Origin of the sequence: Pseudomonas sp. CCC3.1 (assembly GCF_034347405.1) — a bacterium.
Taxonomy (GTDB): Bacteria; Pseudomonadota; Gammaproteobacteria; order Pseudomonadales; family Pseudomonadaceae; genus Aquipseudomonas.
On record NZ_CP133778.1, the window covers coordinates 4427283 to 4440725 of the forward strand.

A 13443-nucleotide genomic window follows, 5' to 3' on the forward strand; every position below is an offset into this window, starting at 1 on the left:
TGTGCGCTCAGCCCTGCCGAGAGAGTTTCCCCCCTGCTCCGGAATTAGCCAATGAACACACCTTTTGTCGTACCGGTTAACCCGGATTCTGCCTGCCAACCGCCCTCTGCGAAGGACTTTCTGGTTGATCGCACTTTCCGCGCGCTTTCGCGAATAGGGGTGGTTCTGATTCTGGCGTTGGTCTTCGCCTTGGTGTTCGAGGTGGGACGCAAAGCCCTTCCAGGTATGGAAAAACACGGTTTTGACGTGATATTCGGTAGCGTCTGGGACGTTAACCAAGGCAAGTACGGCATTCTGCCAGCTATTTGGGGCACGCTTTACAGCGCCCTGATCGCACTGCTGATCGCCGGGGTTTTCGGCGTCAGCATGGCGATTTTTCTAACCCAGGATTTCTTGCCAGCCAAGCTGGCCGCTGTGTTTCGCACCATCGTCGAACTGCTCGCCGCCATCCCGAGTGTGGTGTACGGCCTGTGGGGGATTTACGTGGTGATCCCGGCGATTCGACCGCTCACCGCATGGTTGAACAGCGAACTGGGCTGGATACCTTTTTTCAGTACATCGTTGAGCGGCCCCGGACTGCTTCCTGCCGCACTGGTACTGGCGATCATGATTCTGCCGACCATCGCTGCTGTTTCGCAGGACGCCCTCACCGCAGTGCCGATGAAAACCAAGCAAGCCGCCTACGGCATGGGGACCACTCACTGGGAAGCGATTCTCAAAGTGATGGTGCCTTCCGCTGCCACCGGTATTTTCGGTTCTCTGGTCCTCGGTCTGGGTCGCGCGCTGGGTGAAACCATGGCGCTGGCGATGCTGGTCGGCAACGCCAACAACATTTCGCTCTCTCTGTTTGCGCCGGCCAATACCTTGGCGGCCTTGTTGGCACTGAACTTCCCCGAAGCCGGCCCCAACGAGATCGAAGTGTTGATGTACGCAGCCCTGGTGCTGATGTTCATCACCCTGCTGGTCAACGTCCTCGGTTCCATGATCATGCTTTACGCCCAGCGGGGTCACAAACAATGACAAATCTCACGTCCCCAATCGCCGCCTTGCCAAGCCTGCAACGCAAGTTTGAAGGCCGCGCCCTGCGCAGCCTGGTGTTGACCACGCTGGTCTGGGCAGGCGCCGTGATCGCCAGCGTGCCGCTGATTTCCGTGCTCTACATGCTGATCACCCGCGGCGGTGCACGCCTGAGCCTCGAAGTGTTCACCGAATTGCCACCCACCGGTTTCGAGACGGGCGGCGGTTTTGGTAACGCGCTGGCCGGTACGTTTGTGATGGTCGGCATTGCGGCCGCCATCGCGGTCCCCGTCGGCATCATGGCGGCGGTGTTTCTGGCCGAACTGGGGCCCGACAGCAAACTGGCAAACGCCTCGCGCTTTGCCGCGAAGATGCTGACAGGTCTGCCTTCCATTTTGGCGGGTGTATTCGCCTACGCCCTGGTGGTAATGACCACCGGGACCTACTCGGCACCGGCCGGTGGCATAGCACTGGCGGTACTGATGCTGCCCATCGTCGTGTTGACGGCTGAAGAGTCGATGAAGATGGTGCCCAAGATCATGAAGGACGCCGCCTACGGCATGGGCTGCACCCGCTCGCAGGTGATCTGGAAAATCGTATTGCCTACCGGCATGCCGGCCATCCTGACCGGCGTGATGCTGGCCGTGGCCCGCGCCGCCGGCGAAACCGCACCTTTGTTGTTTACCGCGTTGTTCAGCAACTACTGGATCTTCCACGACGGCAGCCTGGCAGTCATGAACCCGACGGCGTCGCTTGCCGTACTGATTTACAACTTCTCCGGCATGCCTTTCGACAACCAGCTCGAGCTCGCCTGGGCGGCCTCGCTGGTACTGGTAATGATCGTACTGGTCGTGAATATCGTCAGCCGTATTTTCGGCAAGCCCAAGTATTGAGAACGGGAGCATCTGAATTTTGAACGTATCATCTGCGCAAATAGCCGCTCCGTTTATCACCCAGGCACCTGTGGTCATGGACTGCAAACTGGACAAGATTTTCTACGGCAACTTCCTGGCCGTCCGTGACAGCCATGTGCCGATTGAAAAGAACAAGATCACCGGTTTCATCGGTCCTTCCGGCTGCGGCAAAAGTACTGTGCTGCGCAGCCTCAACCGCATGAACGACCTGGTCAAAGGGTTTCGCTTTGAGGGCCACGTGCACTTCCTCGGGCAAGACGTGTATGGCAAGGGCGTTGACCCGGTAGTCGTGCGCCGCTACATCGGCATGGTGTTCCAACAACCGAACCCGTTCTCGATGAGCATCTTCGACAACGTCGCCTTCGGCCTGCGCCTCAACCGCTACAAGGGCGACATTGGCGACCGCGTCAAACACGCCCTGCAAGGCGCCGCGCTGTGGGATGAAGTCAAAGACAAGCTCAAGGTCAGCGGCTTGTCCCTTTCCGGTGGTCAGCAACAACGTCTGTGTATCGCTCGCGCCATCGCGACCGAACCTGAAGTGCTGTTGCTGGATGAGCCCTGCTCGGCACTCGACCCGATCGCGACCCGCCGGGTTGAAGAGCTGATGGTGGAGTTGAAGAAGGACTACACCATCGCCCTGGTGACCCACAACATGCAGCAGGCCATTCGTGTGGCGGATACAACGGCTTTTTTCTCGGTGGATATTTCGCAGGGCACGCGCACCGGCTATCTGGTTGAGATGGGGCCTACCACCCAGATCTTCGATAACCCACGCGAACAAATGACCAGTGACTACATCACCGGCAAGTTCAGCTAAGCCATCGATCTCTGCTCAAGGCTGTACGTGCGCCAAACGCCTAAAAGCGTTGTCGGACGTACGGTCGCTTTTCATTCTCGAACACCGTTTTTCAGGAACGCCAATGCCTGCATCGCGTCGTCTTGACCTGCCAGCGATTGAACACTCACTCCGTGAGGTACAGAGCGGCTTTGCCGAACTCAGCCAGCACTTTACCGAGCCGCGTGATCCTCTGACTGACGAAGTGCTGCTCAATGTACTTGAAGGCTACGCGCTGATTGACGATTATGTCGCCCGTGGCGTGGACCTGTTTGACCTTCAGCAACTGAACCTGATGCTGGAGATCAATGCGACCGTTCTGTGTGGCAGCGACCCGCAGCGTCGCCAGGAATACGCTCAGCACCTGTTGGCGACCGAGGAGCACTTCTTCAACAACGTTGAGGGAGGCATAAAGGACTTGTTCAATTGGTACGGCGCGCACCGCAACGAATCAGTCTGGAAGCGTGCGGCCGGTGTCTATGTGCGCATTCTCAGTGAGCCGCAATTGTTTATCGAAGGCAATCACCGCAGCGGTTCACTGATCGTCAGCTATTTGCTCATGCGTGAGGGCTTGCCGCCGTTTGTACTGACGCTGGAAAACGCTGAAGGCTACTTCAACCCGTCATCGGTCATACGCAACTCTGCCAAGCATGGCGTCAGAGCGTTGTATGAGTTGCCCAAGATCAAGAAGAAGTACGCGGCTTTCCTGGAAGATCAGTCACCGGCTCCAAGAAAGTTTTTTCTTAAAGACAAACCCTTGACCGTCATTCAAGGAAGGCACTGATGAACAGAGAATCCACGCTCGTTAAAGGCCCAACGGTCGTCGGTCGACTCAAGCAGGCCCTCCAGGTCAGCCTCCCGGTGACGCTGCAAAAGCGCCAGCGCATCCGTATTTCATTTGATATCGATGACACCCTGGCCTGCCAGCTCCACCACTGCGACGTTGAACACAGCTGGCTGCCGAACTTTGTGCACCGCTGGCTGGGTGAGCCGTTGCGGTTCGGAACGCGCTCCCTGACCCGAAAACTGCGTCGCCAGGGTTGCAGCATCTGGGTCTATACCTCGTCCGGCCGAACCCCGTCTTACATCAGACGCTGGCTGTTACTGCACGGCATTCGTGTTGACGGCGTGGTCAACAGTGTTAGCCATGGCCATGCCCTGGCGGCCCACGGACTTGAAAACTCTCCCTCGAAATTCCCGCCAGCCTTCGATATCGACTTGCATGTCGATGACTCCGAGGGCGTGAAGCTTGAAGGCCATGATCACGGTTTTCGCGTTGTGGTCGTTCATCCCGAAGATGAGAACTGGGCGCAGCGCGTCCTGGATGCCGTCGGTGATGTCCAGGCGCAACTGGACTGGCAGCATTCGTTCAAACACACAGCCCACGTACCACAACGCACCAGAGCGTTTTCTTCCTGATTCAAAGACTGCCTGGAGCCGCTGACGAGGCACGAAGGCTGCGATGCGGCCCGCAGGACCGCCGCTCTGCGAGGCTACGTGCGGCTGCGAAGCCGTCGCGGCCACTTCACTATCCCCACCACCAGCGCCAGCAAAATCACTCCCATCGAAACCCCTTCGTTCACCCCCACCCGATGCCCAAGCATCAACATCGAGCCCACAACCCCGAACACCGGAATCAGCAAAGACAACGGCGCGACCTTGGACACCGGGTACTCGCGCAGCAACACGTTCCAGCCCCAGTAACAAAAATGCGTGGCTGCATAAACCTGAAACAAAAGCGAGAACAGCGCCACCCACTCGAAATGCCTGACGACGTTGGTAAACGGTTCAGCCCCGTGCACCAGCCAAGTGAGCGCTAACAGCGGAATCGGCGCGAACAGGCTCGCCCAGACCACAAAGGCAAACATTTCTCTCACCTTCGACTGTTTGATGATGACGTTGCCAACACTCCAGCTGAATGCACTGACCAGCAACAAACCGTAGCCCACCGTGGTGCCCTGCCCGGGGCTGGCCGCAATGATGTTGACCAACCCCAACACGGCGAGCCCAACGCCAAGTGTCTGCCCAAGGCTCAGGTGTTCGCGAAACAGCAACACCCCCCAGCCCATGGTGAAAAAAGCACTGAACTGAATCAGCAGCGCAGCGGTTCCGGGCGGTACACCCATTTCGATGCCCAGATTGATCAGCGCCCACATCGCCACCCCGAAAATCAATCCATAAGCCGCCAGCCACTGGATGGCGATCGGCGGGCGTTTGACAAAAAATACCCACGGCAGCGCCGCAAGGGTAAATCGAAGTGCCGTCAGCAACAGCGGATCAACCGCCGCCAGACTCAGTTTGGTAATGGGGAAATTGAGACCCCAGATCGCCGTGACCAAAACGGCCAGGAGCAGGTGTTTTCTTTGCACAGTGTTCCACGTCCAATAGGCAGCGCTGGTGGCGATAAGCACCAGCCGGTCGCCACTATGAACAATGGGAGAGCAGGCCCGCTTGCACTATAAGGTCATAAGTCATTAAATTCGGGCCATGCGCGAAACTCAGATAGCCCCTTACGAAAACACGCCCCGCGACGCGGTGGTCACGGCCAATGACTACCACGACGGGCAGCACTTTGCGTTACATACCCATCAACGCGGGCAATTTGCCTATGCCGCCTGCGGCGTGATCACCGTGTTCACCCGCCAAGGCAACTGGGTGGTGCCGCCCCAAAGGGCGATCTGGGTACCGGCGGGCGTCCCGCACGAAATGAGCATGGCGGGCCCGGTGACCATGCTGAACACCTACATCAGCAACCCTGCCTCTGAACGACTGAGGCTGCCTGCGCACTGCCAGGTCTTCGGCGTATCGCCCCTGCTGCGTCAACTGCTGATGCAGGCCATGGACATTCCTGCGCTGTATGACGAAGCCCTGCGCGAAGGGCTGGTGATGAGCCTGCTGCTGCACGAGATAGCCGACATGACGCCCCTGTCACTCAACGCCCCTCTGCCCACTGAGCCAAGGCTGGTGCTTGCCTGCCGTCATCTGCTGGCGCAACCGTCGCTGGAAATCGGGATAGATGACATGACCCGGCAAGTGGGCATGAGCCGTCGCACCTTCACCCGGCTGTTTCGCCAACAGACCGGCATCAGCTTTGTTGAATGGCGCCAACAAGCCTGCCTGATGGCGGCCGTGGTGCGTTTGGGAAACGGCGAAGCGATTACCCGCGTTGCCACTGATTTGGGCTACAGCAGCCCGAGCGCCTTCACCGGCGTTTTTCGCCGGGTATTGGGCGAAGTACCCAGCCGGTATTTTGCAAAAGAACCGTTTTAAAACGTGGGAGCTATCGCAGACTGCGATCTGTTGATCGTTTAAACGGTCAACAGATCGCGTTGCAGCATCAGCAGTTGATCAACCAGTTCACTGTCATCCCCTGTCCGGGTATCGATCACAAATTCTGGGGCCAACGGCTCTTCGTACGGGCTGTCGATCCCGGTGAAGTTGCGTATCTTGCCTTCGCGTACAGCACGATAAAGCCCTTTGGCATCGCGCCGAATGCATTCCGACAACGGCGTGCTCACGTGTACTTCGATAAAGTCACCGGGGGTGAAATGCGTGCGGCAGGCATCACGATCAGCGCGGAACGGCGAGATCGCCGACACAATCACGATGAGCCCCGCATCGACCATCAGCCTGGCCACCTCCCCCAGACGCCGCACGTTCTCCCTGCGATCCAGGTCGCTCATTCCCAAGTCCTGACACAACCCATTGCGCACCCGATCGCCGTCGAGCACATAGCTGTGAAAACCATGGTTTTGCAGGGTCTGGTCCAGTTTATTTGCCAGCGTCGATTTCCCCGCTCCGGACAATCCTGTCAGCCAAATGCAGCAAGCCCGTTGATGCTTCATGGTTTCGCGCTGGGTCTGGTCCACGCTCATCTCAGGCGCGACAAGCAGCGGCCGAGGCTCAGTCATAGGAGAACAGCTCATAGTCACGGGCATACACCTCACGAATCCGCTTGCGCGTCGCAGTCGAACACAAGCCTGAGGACTGAAAAGCCGATCGGGGTGAGCGATTCAAGTGATCAAGCTGCGCACTGACGCCCAACTGCTCACACAGCGCAAAAAAATCCGTGTCCAGGTGTTCTTGGCGACCAATAAAATCAACCGCTATCTGGCCCATCGAGTTCTGTAAAAAATGATGCTGTGGTACGAAATGTATTTGCTTGCAAATATTCTCCGCGTTTAACCAGCCATCAACGAACGTGTCAAATCGCGAATAACCACTGACCAACTCATAAGCTGCCCTGTCCCGCGGTTGCGGGTCTTTCAATAAGTAATGGTAGGCCGACAGGGCGCGCTGTAACGGGTCACGTACAAACCCGAATTTAAAGTAGTCCGTATAACGCTCTTTGAATTGCTGCTCATACCAGTACAAAGGCAAATGCCCTGTAGGCGTGCTGCCGAATAGCGACATGGCCACGCTGCTGCCCGCACACTTTGGCACATGAATGAAGATGCATTCCAAGCGATCAAAAACCCCAGGGAACTTAGGCGTTCCAGACAATGTTTTATTCACCACCTGACGATCAACAACAGACAAGGGGTGAAGTAAAAGCTCACGCTGATATTTGGGGAGTAGCTTCCATAACAAACGTTTCATGGCAAGGCGCAACCTGCTTCGTGTTCAATTCAGAACGCGAGGCTACCGCGAGAGGCAGGGCGCGCGGAGACACTTTGCACAGACTTTGCTTATGCATAAACAAACCGATGTACCCATACCGTATTTGCGTTTAGATCCGTAAAGAAGCCTGCCTTGGCGACACCAAAAACCCCTTCTTATCGGCAACCCCCGGCCGTTTCGAAACACCAGCCCCCCTACAAAAAAAACTGCCCCTGCCGCGCGCAAATCTCGTAGCAGTTGCCGAGCACCGCGAGGCTACGTCCGGCTGCGCAGCAGTCGTAAAACCAAGCACTGCGGGGTATCAGTTGTACCCTGCACTTAGGGTTTACGATCGCTTCGCCATCGGACGTAGCCTCGCGGTGCTCGGCAACTGCTACAAAATCGGCTTGCTAGGCACCCTAGAATCTTTCACAAGAACGAGCTTTAGTCCCTCATTTCAATTGTCTTGTCTGGACAAAAAAAACCTTGCCAGCGCTGTGCTGCTCCAGCAGCACCCTCGCCGCACACGGCTGCTGCTGCATCAGCAACCCACCCTTAAAACAGGCTCAACCCCCCGTAAACACTGCCCCAAACGCCATGGCACATGGCTTGCAACGCTCCCCTCATACGCTGTCAAACCGGGGAACACACTCATGCAGTATCTAAGTGGAATCAAACAAACGGGGCTGGCCATTTCAATGTCGGGGACGTTGCTGGTCTCAGGCCATGCCATCGCGCAAACCAGTGACTCGGTGCTCGACACAGTCGTTGTGCAAGGGCAAAACCAAACCAGTGACACCCTGGTTGGCGATGCGAAAAAAGAGAAAGCACCCGAATCCAAAGCCACCCTGACCAAGGCCCAACTGCAAAAGTTTGTCGGCCTCGACAGTGCAGTGACCGGGGCGCTGAAGTACTTGCCCGGCGTGCACTCAAGCGGCGGTGACTCCAGCGGTATCACCGAAGGCTCGCTGAACATTCGCGGCTTCTCGCAAGACCAACTGGGCTTTACCCGTGACGGTATTCCGCTTAACGACCCGCAGTTTCTGACCCCGCACGCCGACTTCTTGGGCGACCCGGAAAACTACGAATCGGTGTCGGTGATCTACGGCGGCGCCTCGATCAACGCACCCACGCTGACCGCCAGCGGCGGCAGCGTCGAGATCAAATCGGTCGCGCCCACCAAGGAAGGCGGGGTTGAGTACAAGCAAAGCATCGGCAGCAACAACCTGTTCCGCGAGTTCGTGCGGGTCAACACTGGCGAGTACAACGGCTTTTCCGCGTGGTTGTCAGGGTCGCGCACCACGGCCGATTTATGGGACGACTCGGACGGCGAACTGTCGTCCAACCGCTTCGAAGGCAACCTTCAGTACAAATGGGGTGACGGCAACCAGATCAACGCGCTGTTCTCCAGCTTCCTGATGCGCACCAACAGCTACCTGTCGCCAACGCTGGCGCAATACCGCGCCAACAAATACGACCACGGCTACCCGACCAAGGCGTACCCAACGGACGGCGGCACCAACGGCGTCCCCGACATCACCGTGCCGGGCCAAAGCGCTGCCAACTCGCGGGCCGACTTTAAAATCCAGACCTATGGCCTGAACGGGGTATTCAACCTGTCGGACGGCGTGCAACTCAAAGTGAACCCGTATTACATCCGGGTCACGGACGGCACGGCGTCCATCGCCACCGCAGCGGTCAACGAAACCAAACTGGGCACCGACGTCAACCACGACGGCGATGCGCTGGACCCGGTCGTACCGGCCTCCTTGCAACTGCTGCCGACTCAGTACCGCATCGGTTCGAGCAACACCCTGGACTTCACCCTCGCGGACAATAACGTGCTGCAACTGGGCCTGTGGACCGACTACACCCACGCCCGCAACCAGTTCGTCTTCACCCCGATCAAAGGCAATGGCAAGCCTGCGAGCATCGACGGCAGCACGCCGATTCGCGATGGCAACGGCAACATCTACTACAACACCAACCAGGCCAACCAGATCACCACGCAAAAGCTCTGGGCCCAAGACACCTGGACGATCGTCAGCGACCTGACCCTGACCGCAGGCCTTGCCTGGCAGCACACCGAACTCAAGGGCGATGATCTCTTGAAAGGCTACAGCAACACCGAAGACTACAACCGCTTCCTGCCGAGCCTGAGCCTCAGCTACCAGCTCGACCCGCAAAACCAGCTCTACTACAACACCACCTCGAACATGCGCGTCCCGGCCATTGCCTCGGTGTACGGCAATATCAACGGCGGCGACAAACAGAAGCCCGAGCTCACCTGGAACCAGGAACTGGGCTGGCGCTACAGCACTGACAACACCTTGGTCAGTGCCGCGCTGTTCTACGACAAGTTCAAGGATCGTCAGGCCGCGTATCAGGAACTGACCGGCGTGACGTCCTACTTCAACGCTGGCAACGTCACCAGCAAAGGCCTGGAGCTGTCGATCAACGGCAAGCTGCCAGCCAACTTCAACTACTTCAGCGCATTGACTGTGCTCAGCGCCACCCAACAGTCGGATTACAGCGCGGGCGGGCATAGCGCTGACACCAAGGGCAATCAGCTCTTTGATACACCGCGCAAGCTGTTCAACGCGGGCATCGGCTATGACAACGAAGCCTTCTACGCCAACTTCCTGGGCCGTTACACCGGCAGCTACTACGGCGACCTGGCCAACAACCAGAAAATCGGCGGCTACACCATCTTCGATGCAAACCTGGGTTATCGCTTCAAAGACCTGGTCAGCGGGCTCAAGGAAACCACTGTCAGCCTTAATGCCAACAACATTTTCAACAAGCAATACTTGTCTGGCGTGAAGTCCGGGACCATCGACGCGGACCCGAGCGACGCTAACTTCTTCGGCGCACCTCAATACTACAAAGGCCAGCCACGCTCGCTGGTGGCCTCGGTGAGTGTGGGTTTCTGACCGTCCCTGATCGAAAGGGGCGGCATGCAAACCCGCCGCCCCGAGGAGCCTGCATGAGCACTGAACACTACGACTTCATCATCGTCGGCGGCGGCACCGCTGGCAGCGTGCTGGCCAATCGTTTATCGGCACGCGCAGACAAGCGCGTGCTGCTGATCGAAGCCGGGGCCGACACGCCCGACAGCAACACCCCGAGCGAGATTCTCGACGGCCTGCAACCCTGGCTGCCGCGTCAGGCGGGCGAACGCTTCTTCTGGCCGGGTCTGAGCGTGCTGCGCGCCAGCCAGCACCCCGACATCCCGCGCGCCCCGCAACGTTACGAGCAAGCGCGAATTCTGGGCGGCGGTTCGAGCGTCAACATGATGGTCGCCAACCGGGGCTTGCCCCGCGACTACGATCAGTGGGCTGAACTGGGCGCCGAAGGCTGGGACTGGCAAAGCGTGCTGCCGTATTTCCGCAAGCTGGAACATGACATCGATTTTGCCTTGAGCGACCCCGAACAGCACGGCCATACAGGCCCGCTGCCAATTGCCAGGGTCGATTCGCGGCGCTGGGGCAGCTTCACCCGCGCCTCGGCAAACGCCCTGCAACGCCTGGGACTGGACAACATCGTCGACCAGAACGGGCGCTTCGAGGACGGCTACTTTGCCCCCGCCGTCAGCATTGAATACCAGCAACGCGTGTCCAGTGCCCGCGCCTACCTCAGCAGCGAGGTGCGCGCCCGCAGCAACCTGACACTGTGGGCCGATACCCAAGCGCGTCAGCTCTTGGTTCAAGGCCAGCGCATTACCGGGGTGCAGGTCGTGCGCAACGGCCAACGGCTGGACGTCAGCGCCGCTGAAGTGATTCTCGCAGCGGGCGCCCTGCAATCCCCAGCATTCCTGCTGCGTGCAGGCATTGGCCCGGCCGATCAACTGCGCGACCTGGGCATCGACGTCGTCGCCGATCGCCCGGGCGTGGGCCGCAACCTGTGGGACCACAGCTCCATCGGGCTCACGGCCCGGCTGCACGACAACGCCCCGGCCAACGATGAGCCAGGCTCAGCGCACTTGCTGGCGGCGCGAGTCTCGTCCGGGGTCAACCCGGATGTACCTGCTGATTTGTACTTGGGTGTTGCGCGCAACGCGGCACTCGGCACCGCGGACGCCGTGCTGTGGGTCAACAAACCTGACTCGACCGGCCACCTGCGTTTGCGCAGCAGCGACCCGGCAGATTACCCGGCCATTGAATTCAATTTGCTCTCTGACCCGCGCGACCTTGAGCGACTGCGCGAAGGCTTGCGGCTGCTGGCCAAGGTCTTTGCCGACCCCGCCGTGGCAGCGTTCAGCGGCCCTCCCCACGTGAACCGCTTCGCCGACGCCTCACTGGACGGCCCACTGCTGTCCGCTTTATTGGCCGACGATGACGCCCTCGAACGCTATGTGCGCACCCACGTGAGCGGCGTCTGGCACGCCAGCGGCACCTGCCGCATCGGCCGAGCCGACGACCCGCTGGCGGTGGTCGACCCCGCTGGCCGAGTGCTCGGCGTGCAGGGTTTGCGCGTTGCCGATGCGTCCGTCATTCCGGTGGTTCCGACCGCCAACACCAACCTGCCGACCGTGATGATCGCCGAAAAACTCGCCGACGCCATCCTTGCCAATGCCTGAGGATCACCCCATGACTCACTACGCTTTGTTGATTGATGGACAACTGCACACCGGCAAACACGCCGATGAAGTGCTCGACCCGGCCACCGAACAGGTCGTCGGCTATGCCGCACGCGCCAGTCAGGCGCACGTCGATGCGGCGGTCAAAGCGGCGCACCGCGCCTTTGCGGGGTGGGCCGCAGACCCGCAGGCACGGCGCCAGGCGCTCGCCCTCGCCGCCTCGGTGCTGCGCGAAAACACCCAATCGCTGGCCGAGTTGATCAGCCGCGAGCAAGGTCGCCCGTTGCGCTTTACCCTTGGCGAAGTCGCGGGGGCTGCCGCCACATTTGATTACTACGCCAACTTCGAAGCACCGGGCAGCGAGGTACTGCGCGACGACGACCAACGTCGGGCCAGCATCGAACGCCGTCCATTGGGAGTGGTTGCAGCGATCACGCCGTGGAACGTGCCGATCATTTTGCTGGTGCTCAAACTCGCCCCGGCATTGCACGCAGGCAACACCCTGGTGGCCAAACCGTCCGAGCACACGCCGCTGTCGACGCTGCTGCTCGGGCAACTGCTCAAAGACGTGTTCCCGGCAGGCGTGCTGAACATCATTGCCGGCGACGGCGAAGTCGGCGAGCAACTCAGCAGTCACTCACTGGTTCGCCACATCACCTTCACCGGCAGCGTCGCCACCGGAAAACGCCTGTACGCGGGCGCCGCCAGCGACCTTAAACGCCTGACCCTGGAGCTGGGTGGCAATGACGCCGCGCTGGTTCTCGAAGACGCCGATGTTCCAGCGATTGCCGAAGCGTTGTTCTGGGGGGCGTTCTGGAACAGCGGCCAAGTGTGCTTCGCGATCAAGCGTCTGTACGTGCACGAGAGCCTGTTCCAGCCCCTGATCGACGCCTTGATCGCACGGGCTGAAAAAACCCGCTTGGGCAGTGGCCTCGACCCGCACACCGAACTCGGGCCGTTGACCAATCGCCAGCAACTGGAGCGGATCAAGGCGCTGGTGGCCGACGCACGCCAGCACGGCGCGGTCATCCACAGCGGTGGCGAACAGCCTGAAGGCCCCGGCTACTTCTTTGCCCCGACCATCGTCAGCGGCATTGGCGCAGGTGTGGCGCTGGTGGATGAAGAACAGTTCGGCCCGGTGCTGCCAGTGATCCCGTTCAGCGACGTCGAAGACGCCATCCGCCAGGCCAACGCCAGCCCGTATGGCTTGGGCGCTTCGGTCTGGACCCGCGACATCGCCCGCGGCGAAGCCATTGCCCGGCGCCTGGATGCCGGACTGGCGTGGGTTAACCAGCACCTGGAAGTGCAACCCGGCGCGCCGAAGGGTGGCTACAAATGGAGCGGCCTGGGCTACGAAGGCGGATTACGCGGCTACGAAGCTTTCAGCGACCTGCAAGTGCTCAACATCGCCCGCCCTGCCGTTTAAATGCCCTCTGTAGGAGCGAGCTTGCCTCGCGATCTTTTGATCTTTTAAAAAGCTCGCGAGGAAAGCTCGCTCC

At 59.5% G+C, this 13443-nt stretch carries 12 protein-coding genes; 9 read left to right on the plus strand and 3 right to left on the minus strand.

Translation table 11 applies throughout. The features are described from left to right. Positions 1–51 precede the first annotated feature (51 nt). The 5 genes from pstC (at position 52) to RHM56_RS19475 (ending at position 4185) form a co-directional block, all read left to right on the plus strand. Entirely contained in the window at positions 52–1020 is a 969-nt protein-coding gene (gene pstC, locus RHM56_RS19455; protein WP_322235064.1) for a phosphate ABC transporter permease subunit PstC, read from the plus strand. Next, a complete protein-coding gene (gene pstA, locus RHM56_RS19460; protein WP_322235067.1) occupies positions 1017–1910 on the plus strand; it encodes a phosphate ABC transporter permease PstA in 894 nt (297 codons plus the stop codon). The genes pstC and pstA overlap by 4 nt, the downstream gene beginning before the upstream one ends. A 76-nt stretch (positions 1911–1986) precedes the next feature. Further along, the gene (gene pstB / locus RHM56_RS19465) at positions 1987–2748 is read left to right on the plus strand and encodes a phosphate ABC transporter ATP-binding protein PstB (protein ID WP_019410462.1); all 762 of its coding nucleotides are present in this window, start codon (positions 1987–1989) and stop codon (positions 2746–2748) included. A 103-nt stretch (positions 2749–2851) separates the two neighbouring features. Further along, on the plus strand, positions 2852–3550 hold the full coding sequence (locus RHM56_RS19470) for a hypothetical protein (RefSeq protein ID WP_322235071.1): 699 nt from the start codon (positions 2852–2854) through the stop codon (positions 3548–3550). After that, positions 3550–4185, plus strand: coding sequence for a hypothetical protein (locus tag RHM56_RS19475; RefSeq protein ID WP_322235074.1), 636 nt, complete (start codon positions 3550–3552; stop codon positions 4183–4185). The genes RHM56_RS19470 and RHM56_RS19475 overlap by 1 nt, the downstream gene beginning before the upstream one ends. A gap of 74 nt (positions 4186–4259) precedes the next feature. Here RHM56_RS19475 and RHM56_RS19480 read toward each other — a convergent pair whose 3' ends face one another. Then, positions 4260–5135 carry an EamA family transporter gene (locus RHM56_RS19480; RefSeq protein ID WP_322241814.1) on the minus strand — a complete coding sequence of 292 codons (876 nt, stop codon included), beginning with the start codon at positions 5133–5135 and terminating at the stop codon, positions 4260–4262. Positions 5136–5253: 118 nt separating this feature from the next. On the opposite strand from RHM56_RS19480, the gene RHM56_RS19485 reads away from it, so the two are divergent. After that, positions 5254–6036: a helix-turn-helix transcriptional regulator gene (locus RHM56_RS19485; protein WP_322235077.1), complete on the plus strand. Its 783-nt coding sequence runs from the start codon at positions 5254–5256 to the stop codon at positions 6034–6036. A gap of 38 nt (positions 6037–6074) precedes the next feature. On the opposite strand, the gene cysC is transcribed toward RHM56_RS19485, so the two are convergent. Beyond that, on the minus strand, positions 6075–6677 hold the full coding sequence (cysC, locus tag RHM56_RS19490; protein ID WP_416194865.1) for an adenylyl-sulfate kinase: 603 nt from the start codon (positions 6675–6677) through the stop codon (positions 6075–6077). After that, entirely contained in the window at positions 6670–7365 is a 696-nt protein-coding gene (locus RHM56_RS19495; RefSeq protein WP_322235080.1) for a sulfotransferase family 2 domain-containing protein, read from the minus strand. Before RHM56_RS19495 ends, cysC begins: the two co-directional genes overlap by 8 nt. 653 nt (positions 7366–8018) lie before the next feature. Between RHM56_RS19495 and RHM56_RS19500 the strand changes: the two genes are divergently transcribed. From RHM56_RS19500 to RHM56_RS19510, 3 genes are read left to right on the plus strand one after another with little or no spacing between them, the layout of a single operon-like run. Continuing rightward, positions 8019–10298: a TonB-dependent receptor gene (locus RHM56_RS19500; RefSeq protein ID WP_322235083.1), complete on the plus strand. Its 2280-nt coding sequence runs from the start codon at positions 8019–8021 to the stop codon at positions 10296–10298. Between the two features lie 53 nt (positions 10299–10351). Then, on the plus strand, positions 10352–11944 hold the full coding sequence (locus RHM56_RS19505) for a GMC family oxidoreductase (protein ID WP_322235086.1): 1593 nt from the start codon (positions 10352–10354) through the stop codon (positions 11942–11944). Between the two features lie 10 nt (positions 11945–11954). After that, the gene (locus tag RHM56_RS19510) at positions 11955–13370 is read left to right on the plus strand and encodes an aldehyde dehydrogenase family protein (protein WP_322235089.1); all 1416 of its coding nucleotides are present in this window, start codon (positions 11955–11957) and stop codon (positions 13368–13370) included. Positions 13371–13443: the final 73 nt, after the last annotated feature.